This is a genomic window from Streptomyces sp. NPDC051104, from assembly GCF_040682835.1.
In the GTDB taxonomy this organism is placed as follows: Bacteria; Actinomycetota; Actinomycetes; order Streptomycetales; family Streptomycetaceae; genus Streptomyces; species Streptomyces cynarae.
Genome location: NZ_JBFBBS010000032.1, coordinates 13,978 through 31,070, shown reverse-complemented (window position 1 = coordinate 31,070; position 17,093 = coordinate 13,978). Strand labels below are relative to the sequence as shown.

Sequence of the window (17,093 nt, the reverse complement as noted above, 5' to 3'; positions counted from 1 at the left end):
CAACCGTGAACCGCCGCCCGGACACCGCTGCCCGAACCATGTACCAGTGTCCTGTGTGAGGGATTGACCCCTGCGCTAGACGAGAACGACATACCTACCGGTTCCACTACATTCCGGTCACGCACCCTCGACAGACCATTGTGAGAGGGGTCACCCTGTCTCTCATCCACGCGGGGAGGCATGGATGGGCAGGAGCCGCAGAACACTTCCGGAGGAGCTTCTGCTGCTGGCACTGGACCCGGCCACGGGTACCACTGCACAGCCGCAGTCGCTCGACCTCGGTCTGGCCGGAGCACAGCTAGTGGAGCTGGCGCTGGCCGGACGGATAGCCCCAGACGGGGATCGTATCGCCGTGGTGGTACCACGGCCGACTGGAGATCCGACTTTGGACAGCGCGTTGGAGTTGCTGCGCAGGCGCGGCGCTCCCGTGCGGGCCGTCCACTGGATCGGCGGGCCCCGTCTCGGGCTCCGCCAGATCTACCTCTCGCATCTGGAGCGGTGCGGCATGGTCCAGGCCGTGCCAGGCCAGATGTGCGGGGTGCTGCCGACGACTCGCTACCAGGCGACGGACACGGCCATCAGCCGGGAGATCAGGTCACGGCTGGATTCCGCGATCCGTACCGGCGTTCCGCCGGACCCGCGGACCGCGGCGCTCGCAGCACTGGCCCACGCGGTCGGTCTCGGCAAGCACCTGTATCCGGGCAACGAGGGCCGCTCGTCCCGTTCCCGGCTGCGGGATCTGATCAGGCACGACCCCATGGGCGGCCTCGTGGCCCACGCCGTGATGGACGTCCAGAACGGCGTGGGCGCACAGCCGCGCCGCAACCCGGCCGCCGGCGCCAGGTCCGCGGCGGAACCCGCCCGCGGTGTTCCGATGCAGCCGCGTCACGGATCCATGGCGCGCGTCGTGGCCCACTGAGCCGAACCGCCACGGCCCGGGAGCACCACGGCACGCCCCCTGCCGAACCAGCGGAATCGGTACGGCAGGACAGCGGGACCGCAGTGTGCGGCGCCCGCAAGCAGTCCCGAGACCGTTCGGGAGCCGCCGGCCGCGCGGGGTGGTAAGACCGTACGTCCTTCGCGACGACACGGACTCACCGCCCCGCGCGGCCGCATGCGTACGCCACTCACGCGGTAAGGGGCATGGTGCGTACGGGATTCCGTGCGAGGGGGGCCGAACTGTTCGATATTCGGGGTGCCGTGGGCCCCACTTCGGGCCAAGGGCCACCCAAGGGACCCATGGTCGCCGCATATCCGCGGTTTCCCAGCGGTAGGAAGCACCTTGGTGGCAATCTGCTCAGCAGCAGATACGCAAAGTAGAGGCACACAGCCGGAGGTGCACGTCCGTGGCGTCGAATGTCAATCCCACCGTCCGGCGACGCCGGCTGGGCCAGGAACTGCGCCGGCTCCGGGAACTCAAGGGCATGACCGCCGAAGAGGTGGCCGAGCGACTGCTGGTGTCACAGTCGAAGATCAGCCGTCTGGAGAACGGCCGCCGCAGCATCAGCCCGCGTGACGTCCGGGACCTGTGCGGAGTCTACGAGGTCGAGGACCAGCGTGTCGTCGAATCGCTGATGGAGATGGCCCGTGACTCCCGCCAACAGGGCTGGTGGCACGCGTTCGGGGACATCCCCTACAGCGTCTACATCGGCCTGGAGACCGACGCCGAGTCGCTGCGCGTCTACGAGCCGCAGATCATCACCGGCCTGCTGCAGTCCCGTGCGTACGCCGAGGCGCTGATCCAGGGCGCGCTGCCCGAGACGTCGCCGGCCGACATCGAGAAGCGCGTCCAGGTGCGGATGCGCCGCCAGGAACGTATCTCCGCCGAGAACAACCCGCTCCGCCTGTGGGTGGTGCTGGACGAGGCGGCGCTGCGCCGGCGCGTGGGCGACAACCTGGTCATGCGGGAGCAGTTGGAGCACCTGGCGGAGATGTCCCGGCTGCCGCACGTCACCGTGCAGGTGCTGCCGTTCGAGGTGGGGGCGCATCCCGGTCTCAACGGCCAGTACGCGATCCTCGAGTTCGCCGACGCGGCCGACTCGAGCGTGGTGTACCTCGAGGGCGTCACCAGCGACCTGTACCTGGAGAAGGCGCAGGACGTGCAGAAGTACGCCGTGATGTACGAGCACCTGCGGGCGCAGGCGCTCAATGTGGAACAGTCCCGCAAGTTCATCGAGGACGCGGCCAAGAGCTACGCCTCCTGAGCCAACGGGCCAGCGAGCAGCGGATCTTACACCCGTGGATAATCCGGGCGTAAGGCCCCACTGGAATATGCCACCCGGTCGAGTGAACGGCTCCTCCGGACAGGGATGTTGCCGAGTAGCGTCGATCACGCCACCAGTCAACAAGTTGGCGCGATTAGCATCGCGGAACCCGTGAGGGGCCCACGACGCGGTCACAGCAACTCAGCAACTCGCTACCGGAGTGAACATGGCTGTTCTTCAGGGGGCCACGGCAACGTGGACCAAGTCGTCGTACTCGGCCGGAAACGGCGCCTGCGTCGAGGTCAAGTCGCCCCTTCCTTCGGCACTGTTCGTGCGGGACTCGAAGGTCACCCAAGGGCCCGTCCTGGCCTTCCCCGCCGACGCCTGGAACACGTTCGTGGCGTCGATCAAGTAGTGCCGAGCGGCCCCACCACGCCCACGACAGAGCCCTCTCGACTGGCCCGCCGTCCCGGCCGAGGGGGCTGTATCCTTCCGGCCCGAAGCGGAGCCGATCCACGTACCGGTCCGTCCCCGGCACCGTGGGAATGAACGGGGCCACCAACTCCACTCTGCCCAGCCCGCTTTCCGTGACCACCCCGTCCAGTCCCGTGACGTGTTCCTCCCAGCACTCCCGGGGATCCTCCTCCAGGAACCACAGCAGGGTCAGGCGCGTGTCCACGCCCTCCACCTGCTTCACATAGGTCATTCGGTCGCCCGGCAGCGGCGTCGGGCGGAAGACGGTCACCATGGCCGTCGGGGAGCCCGCCAGGCGCCGCGGCAGATGCCGGGCGCGCAGCCACTCCAGCAGGCCGGCGCCGGTCGGGGCCGTCCGCGTCGACCACCTGCAGGACCAGGCCCGCGTACGGGTGGTCCAGCGCGTGAACGTCGCGCGGTCCGGCCGCGCCGTCCCGGTACACCGTCGTCTCATGGTCCTGGAACGCCGTGAAGACGTGGGTACGGTCCTGGTAGACGCGTGCGTCACGGTTGAGACGCTTGTTGATGGCGACCGTCCGGCGCATGTGGTCGCCGTAGCGGCCGTCCGTGATCCAGTACGTCGACAGATGGCAGCCCGCCGTCACCGGCCGCGCGACCGCCGACTTCCCGGGGTAGCGCAGGAGTTGGAGATCGCGGGTGGCGACCCAGCGGCAGCCGGCGTACATCCACGGCATGGCCATCGCGCCGGCGTAGTAGTGGTCGTCCTCGTACCAGCGGTTGCGGTTCCACCATGGTGATCAGCGCATGGCCCGGGCGGACGCCGTAGGGACCCACGGCGGCCGGCTCCGCGTACACCTCGCCGCGCGTGTCCTCGCCGCCCTCGCTGCCTTCCCTCATGCCGCTTCCCCCTTTTCCCTTCCGTCCTCGACCGGTCGCCCATACTCTGACGTCCCGTCAGGTAAACCGCCAGAGCCGGAGCCGGGAGGGCCCCCATGTCGCTGCTCCAGGGCAGGACCGTCGTCGTGTCGGGGTCGCGCCGGGCTCGGCCAGCAAGTCGCCGCGGCCGTCGTGCGCGACGGCGGCAACGCCGTGCTCGGGGCGCGTACGGAGGCGCACCTCGCCAAGACCGCCGCCGCGCTCGACCCGGACGGCGCGCACACGGCGTACCGGGCGACCGACATCACCGACGAGGCGCAGTGCGAGGCGCTCGCGGCGCTGGCGGTGGAGCGGTTCGGGAGGATCGACGCCGTGGTCCACGTCGCGGCCTGGGACAGCCACTTCGGCGGCCTTCAGGACGCGGATTTCGCCACCTGGCAGTCGGTCATCGACGTGAACCTGCTGGGGACGCCGCGGATGACTCGGGCGTGCCTGCCGGCGCTCAGGACCTGCGGCGGCTCGGTCGTCTTCATCGGCACCCAGTCGTCGGTGGCCGCGCCCTCCCAGGTGCGGCAGGCGGCGTACGCGGCGTCGAGGGGGGCGCTGACCAGCGCGATGTACTCACTGGCGCGGGAGCTCGGCCCGTACCGGATCCGGGTCGACACGGCCCTCCGGCTGGATGTGGGGTCCGCCCGTCGAGGCGTACGTGCACTCCACCGCCCACACCGAGGGCGTACCGGAGGCGGAGGTGAGAAAGCGCCTCACCGACCGCATGGCGCTGCCCGACCCGGCCACCGACGGCGACGTGGCGGACGCCGCGGTGTTCCTGGCCTCCGACCGGGCGCGTGCGATCACGGGCCGGTCCCCGCTGGTGAACGCGGGTGAGCTGATGCGATGACCCGCGGCTTCGGGCAGCCGCCTGAACGGACATGTGCGCACTCGGCCGGAAACAGCCCTTGGTAGCCACGTACATGAACGGCTCTCAGCCAACCGAACGATTTTACCTTCCCTTGACCAGTACGCCGGTTGTCGTGCTCATGCGCCGGAACCCACCATGAGCGGGCAGTTCGGCAGGGAGGGAGGGGCACATGAACGGGTTCGACTGGGCCGTCCTGGTCGCGTACTTCGGCGTGATGACCGCGATCGGCGTCTGGTCCCACAAACGCGTGGACGACGTCAGCGACTTCTTCACCGCGGGCGGCAGGATGCCGTGGTGGCTGTCCGGCATCTCGCACCACATGTCCGGCTACAGCGCGGTGATGTTCACGGGATACGCCGGCATCGCCTACACCTACGGCATCACCTCCTACGTCACCTGGGCCCTGCCCATCGCCATCGGCGTGCTGATCGGCGCCAAGCTGTTCGCGCCGCGCCTGAACCGGCTGCGCTCACGGCTGCGCGTGGCCTCGCCGCTGGAGTATCTGAAGGATCGCTACAACGTGCCCACGCAGCAGGCGCTTGCCTGGTCCGGCATCCTGCTGAAGATCGTGGACGTGGGCGCGAAGTGGGCGGCGATCGCCACGCTGCTGAGCGTCTTCACCGGGGTCACGATCACCCAGGGCATCATCATCACCGGTGGGATCACGGCGGTGTACTGCACGATCGGCGGTCTGTGGGCGGACGCGCTGACCGAACTGGGCCAGTTCGTCATCCAGTTGCTGGCGGGTGTGGCCATGCTCGTCATCGCGCTGCACAAGATCTCGGAGCAGGGCGGTCTGTCCAAGGCGCTGGACTCGCCGAAGCTGGACGGTCACGGGCACGGGTTCGCGGGCCCGTACATGACGGTCTTCTTCATCTCCTACCTGTTCATCAAGCTGTTCGAGTACAACGGCGGCATGTGGAACCAGGCCCAGCGCTACATGGCGACGGGCAGCGCCAAGGAGGCGACGCGGTCCGCTCTGCTGTCGGCGGGCCTGTGGTTCGTCTGGCCCGTCATCCTCTTCATCCCGATGTGGCTCTCCCCGCTCCTGGTCACCGCGAAGAAGCCGGACGGCTCGGACGCGTACGGCCTGATGACCGAACAGTTGCTGCCGCACGGGCTGCTGGGCCTGGTCGTCGTGGGCTTCTTCTCGCACACGATGGCCATGTGCTCCTCCGACGCGAACGCGATCGCGGCCGTGTTCACGCGGGACGTGGTGCCGGTGCTGTCGAGGGCGGCGCGCTCGTGGAACACGCGGACGGGCCTGATCGCGGGCCGCGTGACGACGGTCGCGTTCCTCGGCCTGTCGATGGCGGTGGCGACGCAGGTCAACTCGCCCACCTTCAAGGACATCATCACGGTCGTCATCAAGTGGGTGGCCGGCCTGATGGGCCCGATCGCGATCCCGTTCATCCTCGGCCTGCTGCGGCCGTTCCGTAAGTCGGGACCGACGGCGGCGCTCGTCAGCTGGGCGGCGGGTCTGCTGGCCTTCTTCTTCGTCAACTACAACCTGGACTTCTCCCAGCGTACGAACGTGAAGGTGGAGTACCAGGTGGCCCTGCCGATGGTGGTCTCGCTGGTCCTGTACGTCCTGATCGGCCTGGTGAAGCCGGAGGACACGCCGGAGCGGGACGCGATCATCGAGAAGATCAACACCGACGACGACGGGGCGACGGTGACGGTGCCGACTCCGGGTACTGCCAGCCCGTCCGGGGTCTGAGCACGAGGACGCCGCGTCCGACGGGGGTCCGGAGGCGGAGCCCCTGGGCGGTGGCCGGCGCAACAGCGCCCTACGCCCGGGGGTACCGCTCCAGCCACCCCGGCGCGGACCCCGTGGGGCTGTGCAGCGCGGCGCCCTGCGTCATCTCCATCGCGAAGTCGTCCGCCAGGACCAGCATCGTGGGACGGCCCTCCAGCTCGGCCAGCCAGGCCGGCGGGAGGGCCGTCTCGCCGTGCAGCGCCCCCAGCAGGCCACCGGTCAGGGCCCCCGCCGCCCCTGAGGGACCCCCCTGGTTCACGGCGAGGCACAGCGCGTGCCGGACGTCCTCCCCCACCACGGTGCAGTACACGGCGACCGCCAGCACCCCGGCCGCCGTACCGTCCCCGGCCAGCTCCTCGATCCGGTCGGGTGTCGGCATGCCCTGCCGTACCGCCCCCAAAGCGTGCTGCAAGGCGTCCGCGACCTGCTGCTGCCCCGGCCGGGGGGCGAGCAGCGCCAGGGCCCGCTGCACGCCCGCGTCGGGGCCCTCCCCGCGCGCCAGCGCGTGCAGGATCACGGCGTACGCGCCCGCGGTGAGGTACGCCGTGGGGTGCCCGTGCGTCTGCGCCGCGCACTCGATCGCCAGTTGCAGCACGAGTTGCGGCTCCCACCCGACGAGCAGCCCGAACGGCGCGGAGCGCGCCGCGGCCTCGGGCCCCTGATCGCCCGGGTTCTTCGGCGCGTCCAGCGTGCCCATCGTGTCGTCGCCGAGGCCGAGCAGACAGGCCCGGGCAGGCGAGCGCCGGGCGTACAGCCACTCCTCGCGGGCCAGCCAGCCGTCCTCCTTGCGCCGCTCGTCGGGGCCCCAGTCCCGCTGGGTGGCCGCCCAGCGCAGATACGCCCGGTGCAGATCGGTCGGCGGATGCCAGGCACCCGTGTCACGGCGGACCTGGGCGCGGATGAGCCCGTCCACGGAGAACAGGGTGAGCTGCGTGCGGTGCGTGATCGCGCCACGCCGGCCGTGCCCGAACGCCAGGTCCGTCAGCCCCTGCGGCCCGTGGGCCTGCCGGATCTCCTCCAGGGTGAGCCCGTCGACCGGCGCGCCCAGGGCGTCGGCGACGGCCACACCGAGCAGCGTGCCGCGCACCCGGCTGCGGAAGTCCTGCTGCTCGGCGCGCCCCCAGACGGCACCGGCTGTCGCACCCACCCCAGGCCTCCTCACGGCACCGCACGCACCTCAGACGCGCAGCACTGTAATCGAGCGGGAGCGCGCGGCTCAGGGCTGCGGGACGTCATGCACACCACACTTCCGTGACCGCCCGAAAATCCTCTGTGAGCGGCCGAAAGCCGTCTCCATAGTTGGATCATGGCCGAAACAACGAGAAGCCCCCACACCCGGTCCGCGCTCCCCCTCGCCGCGACCCTCCTCACCGGCACGGTCGCCCTCTACATCGCGCTCGTCGCGTTCGGGAACGTCACCGACTTCGGCACCAACCAGCAGTTCGTCCGGCACGTCCTCGCGATGGACACCACCTTCAAGGACGACGACCTGATGTGGCGCGCCATCACCTCGCACGCCTGGGAGGACGCCGCGTACGTGGCGATCATCGTCTGGGAGACGGCCGCCGCCCTGATCCTGATCGCCGCGACCTACCTGTGGGCCCGCCACCACCCGCGCGCCCGGTGGTTCTCGGACATCGGCCTGCTGATGCTCCTGCTGCTCTTCGGCGCCGGGTTCGTCGCGATAGGCGGCGAGTGGTTCGCGATGTGGCAGTCCAAGACCTGGAACGGCCTGGACGCGGCCGTCCGGGTCATCGTCCTGACCGGGGTGGTGCTGCTGGTGACGCACCTGCCGGGGGCGGCGCGGGACGAGGGCTGAGCGGTCCTCGGCGAGGCCCCCGGCAGGTGACGTGCCGGGGCGCTCAGTTCTCCAGCACCGGCAGCAACTCCGGCAGATGCCCGTCGGATGCCGCCGCCGCCCGCTGCCGCTCCTCCGGGACCTCGCCGTAGACCGTCGTGCGCGGCCTGGCCGGGCGGCCCGCCGCCTCCGCGACCGCGATCAGTTCCCTGATCGACTTGTACGAGCCGTAGGACGAGCCCGCCATGCGGGAGATCGTCTCCTCCATCAGGGTGCCGCCCAGGTCGTTCGCGCCGGAGCGAAGCATCTCCGCCGCACCCTCCGTACCCAGTTTGACCCAGCTTGTCTGGATGTTGGGGATGTGGGGGTGCAGCAGGAGGCGTGCCATCGCCGTGACCGCGCGGTTGTCCCGCATCGTCGGGCCGGGACGGGAGATGCCGGCCAGGTACACCGGAGCGTTGGTGTGGATGAAGGGCAGGGTGACGAACTCCGTGAAGCCGCCCGTCCGCTGCTGGATGCCGGCGAGGGTGCGCAGATGGCCCAGCCAGTGGCGGGGCTGGTCGACGTGGCCGTACATCATCGTCGACGAGGAGCGGATGCCCAGTTCGTGCGCCGTCGTGACGACCTCGATCCAGGTCGCCGTGGGCAGCTTGCCCTTCGTCAGGACCCAGCGGACCTCGTCGTCCAGGATCTCCGCCGCCGTGCCGGGGATCGTGTCCAGGCCCGCTTCCTTCGCCGCCGTCAGCCACTCCCGGATCGACATGCCGGTGCGGGTCGCCCCGTTGACCACCTCCATCGGGGAGAAGGCGTGCACATGCATGCCGGGGACGCGGGACTTCACCGCCTTCGCGATGTCGAAGTACGCCGTCCCGGGCAGGTCCGGGTGGATGCCGCCCTGCATGCACACCTCGACCGCGCCCACGTCCCAGGCCTGCTGGGCGCGGTCCGCGACCTGCTCCAGGGAGAGCGTGTAGGCGTCCGCGTCCGTGCGGCGCTGCGCGAACGCGCAGAAGCGGCAGCCGGTGTAGCAGACGTTCGTGAAGTTGATGTTCCGGGTGACGATGTACGTCACGTCGTCGCCGACCGCCGACCTGCGCACGTCGTCCGCGATGCGGCACAGCGCGTCCAGCGCCGGGCCGTCCGCGTGCAGCAGCGCCAGCGCCTCGTCGTCCGTGAGCCGCGTCGGGTCGTCGGCCGCCGTGCGCAGCGCCGCCCGTACGTCGGCGTCGATCCGCTGCGGTGCCATACCGGGCGCCGCCGCCTCCCGCAGCACCTCCCAGTCTCCGTACACCTCGTCGAAGTCGTCCCGCCGGTCGCCCGTACGGCCGTCACTGTCGATCGTGCGGTGCAGGTCGGTGCGTCCGGCCGCGACGAACACCTTCTCGGGCTCCTGCCAGGGGTGTCCCTCGACCACCGCGTCCTCACGCGCCAGGCCCGTCTCCGGGTCCGCCAGCGCCGCCACGTGGGGGCGCAGCCGCGGGTCCAGCCAGGGCTCCCCGCGTCGGACGAACTCCGGGTACACGCACAGGCGTTCCCGCAGAGCGAAGCCCGTCGCCGCGGAACGCTCCCGCAGCCGCTCGATCTGCGGCCAGGGCCGTTCGGGGTTCACATGGTCGATGGTCAGCGGCGACACCCCGCCCCAGTCGTCGATGCCGGCGCCGATGAGCCGCTCGTACTCCCCGTCGACCAGATTCGGCGGTGCCTGCAGACAGGCGGAGGGGCCCATGATGTGCCGGGCCACGGCCACCGCCGCGACCAGCTCGTCCAGTTCGGCGTCGGGCATCCCGCGCATCGCCGTGTCCGGCTTTGCGCGGAAGTTCTGGATGATCAGCTCCTGGATGCCGTGGTAGGCGCGGGACACCTTCCGCAGCGCGAACAGCGACTCGGCGCGCTCCTCGTAGGTCTCGCCGATGCCGATGAGGAGGCCGGAGGTGAAGGGGACGGAGGAGCGGCCGGCGTCCTCCAGCACCCGCAGGCGGACCGCCGGTTCCTTGTCGGGGGATCCGTAGTGCGGGCCGCCCGGCTCCGACCACAGCCGGGTCGCCGTCGTCTCCAGCATCATGCCCATCGACGGGGCGACCGGCTTGAGCCGCTGGAAGTCGGTCCAGGACATCACACCGGGGTTGAGGTGCGGCAGCAGGCCCGTCTCCTCCAGGATCCGGATCGAGACGGCCCGTACGTAGGCGATCGTGTCGTCGTAGCCGTGCGCGTCCAGCCACTCGCGCGCCTCGGGCCAGCGGTCCTCCGGCTTGTCGCCGAGGGTGATCAGGGCCTCCTTGCAGCCCAGGGCGGCGCCCTTGCGGGCGATGTCGAGGACCTCGTCCGGGGACATGAACATCCCGTGTCCGGCGCGGCGCAGCTTGCCCGGCACGGTGACGAAGGTGCAGTAGTGGCACTTGTCGCGGCACAGGCGGGTCAGGGGGATGAAGACGCTCTTCGAGTACGTGATGACGCCGGGCCGGCCCGCGGCCTCGAGGCCCGCGTCGCGCACCCGGGCGGCGGACGCGGCGAGGTCGTCGAGGTGCGCGCCGCGGGCCTGGAGCAGCACCGCGGCTTCGGTGACGTCGAGCGCGACACCGTCTCGGGCGCGTTTGAGGGCGCGACGCATGGAGTTCTCGGTGGGGCCGGTTCCGGAGGTCGCGGAAGTCGTCATCCCTCGAGCATACGTATGCGTTGATCAGGTCATACCGGGCGTACGTCCGTCGGTGGGGCGGATCGCCCGTTACAGGGTGTCACTGGTTGCCGTGTCCATCCGCTGTTACGCCGGCACCTGGCTGCCGATCGGCTTTCCGTGCACCGGAGTTCACGGGTGAACACCACAGTGGTGTGCGCCATCCCTGCACCACCCCTGTCATCCGACACATCGGGAGCAGCAGCATGTGCGAGGACGACCACGGCACCGGCATGGGAAGACGCGCACTGTTCGTGACGGGTGCGGCCGCCGCGCTTACGTTGGGACCCGTGAGCTTCTCCGAGGGCCCCGCCGCCGAGGCGGCCGACAACCAGGAGACGAGGACGGTGCGCGGCACGCTGCCCACCGGCTCCCCCGACTTCGTGTACCTGCCCGTCGACGTCCCCGAGGGCGTCCGTGAGATCCACGTCGCCTACACCTACGACAAGCCGTCCGTCCCGGCCGGCACCCAGGGCAACGGCCTGGACATCGGCATCTTCGACGAGCGCGGCACCGAGCTGGGCGGCAAGGGCTTCCGCGGCTGGTCCGGCGGCGCGCGCAGCGAGTTCTTCGTCCGCGCGGACGACGCGACCCCCGGCTACATCCCGGGCCGCATCCGCCCCGGCACCTGGCACATCGTGCTGGGCCCGTACACGGTGGCGCCTCAGGGCCTGACGTACGAGGTCACGATCACGCTCACCCACGGCGCGCAGAGCGAGACCCCGAAGCCCGTGTACCCGCCGTCCCGGGCCAAGGGCCGGGGCCGCGCCTGGTACCGCGGGGACTGCCATCTGCACTCCTGGTACTCCGACGGCCGCCGCACGCCCGCCGAGATCGCGGCGCTGGCCCGGGCGGCCGGCCTGGACTTCATCAACAGCTCCGACCACAACACGCACTCCTCGCACGCCCACTGGGCCGGCCAGGCGGGCGACGACCTGCTGATCATGACGGGCGAGGAGGTGACGACCCGCAACGGCCACGTGGTGGCGCTGGGCACCGACCCGGGCACGTTCATCGACTGGCGCTACCGGGCCCGCGACAACCGCTGGGCCCGCTTCGCCCAGCAGATCCGCCGCGCGGGCGGCCTGGTCGTGCCGGCGCATCCGCACGCCACCTGCGTCGGCTGCGGCTGGAAGTTCGGCTTCGGCGAGGCGGACGCGGTGGAGGTGTGGAACGGCCCCTACACCCCGGACGACGAGGTGACGCTCGCCGAGTGGGACAACACGCTGGTGGCGTCGGTCCGGGAGGGCCACGGCCGGTGGCTGCCGGCGATGGGCAACAGCGACGCGCACCGCGACCCGGACGCGGTGGGCAGCCCTCAGACGGTGGTCCTCGCCGACGACCTGACCCGCGAGGCCGTCCAGGAGGGCATCCGCGCGGGCCGCTCGTACGTCGCCGAGTCGAAGAACCTCTCCCTGACCTTCACCGCCTCGGGCAGCCGCGGCGAGCACGCGGGCATCGGCGAACGCCTGGGGGTGGACCGCGACACCCCGGTCACGGTCCGCCTGGAGGTTCGGGGCGCACCGCGCTGCACGGTCCGCTTCGTCACCGACCAGGGCGTGCTGTTCACGAGCGACCCGCTGCCGGTGACCGGCTCGGGCACGGCCGAATGGCGCACGACACCGGCCTACGCGGCCTACGTCCGCGCCGAGCTGCGGCACGAGGCGGCGGCGGGCCCGGTGCCGGGGGCGCTGGCCGCGTTCACCAACCCGATCTTCCTGGGCGGGGCGTAGAGGCATCCGCGGGGCGCGCGACTGTTCTCCGCGCGCCCCGGTCCCCGGTCTGCGAGACTGCGCGGAGTGCCCAGCACTGGCCCGCCGTCAAGGAGAGCGAGGGACGATGTCGGACTTCGTCGACCGTAAGTACCGTGCCGTCACGGCGTTCCAGCGCCGGATGAACCCGGTGCTGCGCCGCCTGCCCCTCCAGACGGTCCTGGAGACGACAGGCCGCGCGTCCGGGCTGCCGCGCCAGACCCCGGTGGGCGGCCGCCGCATCGGGAGCTCCTTCTGGCTGGTGTCGGAATACGGCGAGAAGTCCCAGTACGTCCGCAACATCCAGGCGAATCCACGCGTCCGGGTGCGCATCCTGGGCCGCTGGCACACGGGCACGGCCCACCTGCTCCCGGACGACGACCCCCGGGCCCGCCTGAAGCAACTGCCGCGCATGAACAGCATGGCGGTACGGGCCCTCGGGGCGCAGCTGCTCACGGTCCGGGTGGACCTGGACGGCTAGGGCCTCTCGTTCGGATCAGGCCGGGCCAAGGCGGTGGGGAGTCGTCGGACCCCCTGGTCAGCCCGGCCACACGACGACCTGCAACTCGCTGTAGGCGTGCAGGGCGTAGGAGCCCACGTCGCGGCCCACCCCGCTCTTCTTGAAGCCGCCGAACGGCGCCTCCATGTTGCGGCCGACCGTGTTCACACCGACGCCGCCCGCGCGCAGCCGGCGCGCCACACGGAAGGCGCGGGCCACGTCGCCCGACCAGACGTAGTCGATCAGGCCGTAGTCGGAGGCGTTGGCCAGGTCGATGCCCTCCTCCTCCCCGTCGAAGGGGACCACCACGACCACCGGGCCGAAGATCTGGGGATGAGGGTGAGGGGTATGAGGCGTCCGCGCGCCTCGGGCCCGCACCACTCCTCCACCATCCAGTCGTTGTACGCCCTGATGGACAGCAGTCCGAGCTCGCGGTCCTTGGCCTCGGTGAAGGTCTGTCCGCAAAAGCGCGGGAAGGTGGGGAAGCAGAGGGCGGACTGGACGTGGTTGACGTCCATGCCGGCGAGGCGCCGGGGGACGTCGTACGAGCCCGGGCGCATCTGCTCGTAGGTGATCACCTCGAGCCTGATCTCGTCCCTGCTGCAGCCGACGGCGGTGTCGAGGCGGGTCAGGGGCCGGTGCAGGTCCTCGTACACCCACCAGTCGCCGAGCGGGCCCTCGTCGCCGGGGGTGCCCATGACCGGGGCGAACCTGCCGCCCAGGAACGTCATTTCCTTCAGGGGCGCGCGGACGATGCGCGGACCGATGCCGCGGTACTTCGCCGGGAGGCGGTCCTGCCAGACGTTCGGGGGCTCCACGGTGTGGTCGTCGACGGAGATGATCTTCGGGAAGGCGGTTCCGGTGCCGGTCGCTGAGGTCTCCATGTCGGTCAAGGCAGCACTGATCTGACGGTACGTCAGCTACTGTGGACCGAGCGGCGCTCGGGACAGGGGGAGACGGGGCGCTTCGGATATGCGAAGAGCGTGTGGGAACCTTGTGACGCACCGCACAGTGGCCTGTGATCGCCGTCTCCCACGGCTGACGCATCCGCCATGAACAAGGCAAACTGGCCTCTTGGTCGTGGACGGTTCGGCAGGGGGCCAGGGGGCAACGATGGACGGTGTGCCGCGAGTACCTGAGCAGCGGGGTCCCGAGGATTCGGCGACACTGCGCTTCGGTGTGCTCGGACCGGTGCGCGCCTGGCGCGGGGAGGAGCTGCTGGCCACGGGCTCGCCGCAGCAGCGCGCCCTGCTGGCCGCGTTGCTGATGCGCGAGGGCCGTACGGCGACGGCGTCCGAACTGATCGACGCGCTCTGGGGCGACGACCCGCCCCCGCGGGCGCTGGCGGCGGTCCGCACCTACGCCTCCCGTCTGCGCAAAGTGCTCTCACCGGGCGTCCTGCTCAGCGAGTCGGGCGGCTACGCGGTGCGGCTGGGCGAGCCCCGCTCCCTGGACCTGGCCGCCGCCCAGGAGCTGGCCGCGGAGGCGGAGAAGGCGAAGAGCTCCGGAGACCTGCGCCATGCCCGGCAGGTCCTGAACGAGGCGTTCGCGCTGTGGGACGGGGAGCCGCTGGCCGGCGTGCCCGGCCCGTACGCGGAGGCGCAGCGGGCCCGTCTGGAGGAGTGGCGCCTGCAACTCCTCGAGTCCCGCCTCGACATGGACCTGGAACAGGGCTGCCACGCGGAGGCGGTCTCCGAGCTCACGGCCCTGACGGCGGCGCACCCCCTGCGCGAGCGCCTGCGGGAGCTGCTGATGCTGGCGCTGTACCGCTCCGGCCGCCAGGCCGAGGCTCTCGCGGTCTACGCGGACACGCGCCGCCTGCTGGCCGACGAACTCGGAGTGGACCCCCGCCCCGGCCTGAAGGAACTCCAGCAGCGCATCCTCCAGGCGGACCCGACCCTCGCGGAACCATCGGCACCGGCGCCCGAACCCTCCGCCGCCCCCGTACGCCCGGCGCAGCTCCCGGCCACCGTCCCGGACTTCACGGGCCGTGCCGCCTTCGTCGCCGAACTCAGCGAGGTGCTGGCGTCGGCGGAGGGCAGGGTGATGGCGGTGTCGGCGCTGGCGGGCATCGGAGGCGTGGGCAAGACGACGTTGGCCGTGCACGTGGCCCACCAGGCCCGGTCGGCCTTCCCGGACGGCCAGCTGTACGTGGACCTGCAGGGCGCGGGCCCGCGAGCGGCGGAACCGGAGACGGTCCTCGGCTCCTTCCTGCGCGCCCTGGGCACGGCGGACTCGGCGATCCCGGACTCGCTGGAGGAACGCTCGGCCCTGTACCGCTCGGTGCTGGACGGCCGCCGGGTGCTGGTCCTGCTGGACAACGCGCGCGACGCCGCCCAGGTACGCCCGCTGCTGCCGGGCACGGAGGGCTGCGCGGCGCTCGTGACGTCACGGGTCCGTATGGTCGACCTGGCGGGCGCGCACCTGGTGGACCTGGACGTGATGTCGCCCGACGAGGCCTTGTCGTTGTTCACGAAGATCGTGGGCGAGGAAAGGGTGGCCTCGGAACGGGAGGCGGCGCTGGACGTGGTGGCGGCGTGCGGCTTCCTGCCGCTGGCGATCCGCATCGCCGCGTCCCGCCTGGCGGCGCGCCGCACCTGGACGGTCTCGGTCCTGGCCGCGAAGCTGGCGGACGAGCGACGCCGCCTGGACGAACTCCAGGCGGGCGACCTGGCGGTGAAGGCGACGTTCGAGCTGGGCTACGGCCAGTTGGAGCCTGCGCAGGCGCGGGCGTTCCGGCTGCTGGGCTTGGCGGACGGCCCGGACATCTCCCTGGCGGCCGCCGCGGCTGTCCTGGACCTCCCGCTGGAGGAGACGGAGGGCCTGCTGGAGTCCCTCGTCGACACCTCTCTGCTGGAGTCGGCTGCACCCGGCCGCTACCGCTACCACGACCTGGTCCGACTCTACGCGCGTGCGTGCGCGGAACGGGACGAACATCCGCCGAGCGAGCGGGATGCGGCGATGTCGCGGTTGCTGGACTTTTACCTGGCCACGGCGGCGGGGGTGTACGCGATCGAGCGGCCGGGGGATCGGCTGGTGGATCACCTGGAGAAGACCCGGACGGCCGGCCTGGTCTTTCCGGACCGGCGCGCGGCCCAGGACTGGCTCTACTCGGAAGCCGTCTCGCTGCTCGCCTGTGTCCGCCAGTCGTCCGACGGCGCCCGGCTCAGGCGCGCGGTCGACCTGTTGTGGGCAGCGGTGGATCTGGCGGAGTCCGGGGCGAACTTCAAGGAGTACGAGGCGGCAGCCACTGCCCTGCGTGATGCCGCGCGTGCGGCGTCGGACGACCGTTCGGAGGGCCGGGCCAACCTTGTCCTGGCCAACGCCCGCCACTGGTCCGGTTACTTCGACCAGGCGGATCAGGAGGCACGGGAGGCCCTGAGGCTGTGCGAGGCCGCAGGGGATCCGCTGCCCTGCTGCTGGGCGGCAAACATCCTCGGGGCCTTCGCCTTCTACCAGAGCCGCTACGGGGACGCCGAGGACTACCTCGAGCGGGCCATCGAGGACTTTCGCGCCTGCGGTGACCTGCCGGGCACGGCGACCGCCCTGTGCAACCTCTCCCGCTTGCACCTAGCGACAGACCGTGCCGACAGCGCGATCAACCTCGCTCGGCAGGGCACTGAGATGTACGAGGAACTCGGACACACGCTCAAGGCCGCGAACGGTCACTACGCGCTTGGCCTGGCCTTGAGCAAGAACGGCCAGCAGTCCGATGCCTCCGACCGCCTCATGCAGGCCCTCCAGGTCTTCCGCGCCAGTCGCCAGCGACTGTGGGAGGGCATGACCCTGTTCCGTCTCGCCGAGGTGGATCTCCTGGCCCAGCGCCCCGCGCAGGCCGCCGCCAACGCCGAGATGGCGCTCGCCATGCTCAGGGGGATCGGTGGGGAATGGCGACGGGGAAACGTGCTCACCGTCCTCGGCAAAGCACTGACCCGACTGGGGCAGTCCGGACGGGCCCAAGTCTGCTGGCGAGAAGCCCTCGAAATCTACGAGGGGCTGCACTCCCCGGAGGCCGCCGAAGTGCAGGCGTTGTTGGCTCCCGCAGCAGCCGCGTAACGCACGACACGGACGTTCATCGTTCGTTTATCGCCGCCAGGCACTCTCTTGTTTGTCGATCCGTCGCGTCGGGGGGCAGACGGAACGCCGGTGAGGTCGCCTGACTCGCAGTCTAGGGTGGGCGA

The 17,093-nt window shown here is 70.9% G+C and carries 10 protein-coding genes and 4 pseudogenes; 9 read left to right on the top strand and 5 right to left on the bottom strand.

What is annotated here, in order from left to right; translation table 11 throughout:
- The first annotated feature begins 184 nt into the window (after positions 1 to 184).
- The 3 genes from AB0N14_RS30495 (at position 185) to AB0N14_RS30485 (ending at position 2,619) form a co-directional block, all read left to right on the top strand.
- Positions 185 to 919 (top strand): GPP34 family phosphoprotein, encoded by a 735-nt coding sequence (locus AB0N14_RS30495; RefSeq protein WP_366028918.1) that lies wholly within the window; start codon positions 185 to 187, stop codon positions 917 to 919.
- Between the two features lie 427 nt (positions 920 to 1,346).
- Entirely contained in the window at positions 1,347 to 2,204 is an 858-nt protein-coding gene (locus AB0N14_RS30490; RefSeq protein WP_366028917.1) for a helix-turn-helix transcriptional regulator, read from the top strand.
- Between the two features lie 226 nt (positions 2,205 to 2,430).
- A complete protein-coding gene (locus AB0N14_RS30485; RefSeq protein ID WP_366028963.1) occupies positions 2,431 to 2,619 on the top strand; it encodes a DUF397 domain-containing protein in 189 nt (62 codons plus the stop codon).
- An 87-nt stretch (positions 2,620 to 2,706) separates the two neighbouring features.
- Here AB0N14_RS30485 and AB0N14_RS30480 read toward each other — a convergent pair.
- Positions 2,707 to 3,536, bottom strand: a pseudogene (locus tag AB0N14_RS30480) (hypothetical protein); the annotation flags it as partial.
- 95 nt (positions 3,537 to 3,631) lie between these two features.
- Here AB0N14_RS30480 and AB0N14_RS30475 point away from each other — a divergent pair.
- Together AB0N14_RS30475 and AB0N14_RS30470 are read left to right on the top strand one after the other, a co-directional pair.
- Positions 3,632 to 4,413: pseudogene (locus AB0N14_RS30475) on the top strand (SDR family oxidoreductase).
- A 190-nt stretch (positions 4,414 to 4,603) separates the two neighbouring features.
- Complete coding sequence (locus AB0N14_RS30470) at positions 4,604 to 6,154, top strand: sodium:solute symporter family protein (RefSeq protein WP_366028916.1); 1,551 nt, start codon at positions 4,604 to 4,606, stop codon at positions 6,152 to 6,154.
- Between the two features lie 70 nt (positions 6,155 to 6,224).
- On the opposite strand, the gene AB0N14_RS30465 is transcribed toward AB0N14_RS30470, so the two are convergent.
- Positions 6,225 to 7,340: an ADP-ribosylglycohydrolase family protein gene (locus AB0N14_RS30465; protein ID WP_366028915.1), complete on the bottom strand. Its 1,116-nt coding sequence runs from the start codon at positions 7,338 to 7,340 to the stop codon at positions 6,225 to 6,227.
- Between the two features lie 159 nt (positions 7,341 to 7,499).
- Between AB0N14_RS30465 and AB0N14_RS30460 the strand changes: the two genes are divergently transcribed.
- Positions 7,500 to 8,012 (top strand): DUF2165 domain-containing protein, encoded by a 513-nt coding sequence (locus tag AB0N14_RS30460; RefSeq protein WP_366028914.1) that lies wholly within the window; start codon positions 7,500 to 7,502, stop codon positions 8,010 to 8,012.
- A gap of 43 nt (positions 8,013 to 8,055) precedes the next feature.
- On the opposite strand, the gene AB0N14_RS30455 is transcribed toward AB0N14_RS30460, so the two are convergent.
- Positions 8,056 to 10,644 carry a bifunctional FO biosynthesis protein CofGH gene (locus AB0N14_RS30455; RefSeq protein ID WP_366028913.1) on the bottom strand — a complete coding sequence of 863 codons (2,589 nt, stop codon included), beginning with the start codon at positions 10,642 to 10,644 and terminating at the stop codon, positions 8,056 to 8,058.
- A 224-nt stretch (positions 10,645 to 10,868) separates the two neighbouring features.
- Between AB0N14_RS30455 and AB0N14_RS30450 the strand changes: the two genes are divergently transcribed.
- Both AB0N14_RS30450 and AB0N14_RS30445 read left to right on the top strand, forming a co-directional pair.
- On the top strand, positions 10,869 to 12,395 hold the full coding sequence (locus AB0N14_RS30450; RefSeq protein WP_366028912.1) for a CehA/McbA family metallohydrolase: 1,527 nt from the start codon (positions 10,869 to 10,871) through the stop codon (positions 12,393 to 12,395).
- Positions 12,396 to 12,501: 106 nt separating this feature from the next.
- On the top strand, positions 12,502 to 12,894 hold the full coding sequence (locus tag AB0N14_RS30445) for a nitroreductase/quinone reductase family protein (protein WP_366028911.1): 393 nt from the start codon (positions 12,502 to 12,504) through the stop codon (positions 12,892 to 12,894).
- A gap of 57 nt (positions 12,895 to 12,951) precedes the next feature.
- On the opposite strand, the pseudogene AB0N14_RS30440 reads toward AB0N14_RS30445, so the two are convergent.
- Positions 12,952 to 13,242 (bottom strand): annotated as a pseudogene (locus AB0N14_RS30440) (aldehyde dehydrogenase family protein); the annotation flags it as partial.
- Positions 13,242 to 13,796, bottom strand: a pseudogene (locus AB0N14_RS30435) (amidohydrolase); the annotation flags it as partial. The pseudogenes AB0N14_RS30440 and AB0N14_RS30435, both read right to left, overlap by 1 nt.
- Before the next feature lie 229 nt (positions 13,797 to 14,025).
- Between AB0N14_RS30435 and AB0N14_RS30430 the strand changes: the two are divergent.
- Positions 14,026 to 16,968 (top strand): BTAD domain-containing putative transcriptional regulator, encoded by a 2,943-nt coding sequence (locus AB0N14_RS30430; protein WP_366028910.1) that lies wholly within the window; start codon positions 14,026 to 14,028, stop codon positions 16,966 to 16,968.
- Positions 16,969 to 17,093 lie beyond the last annotated feature (125 nt).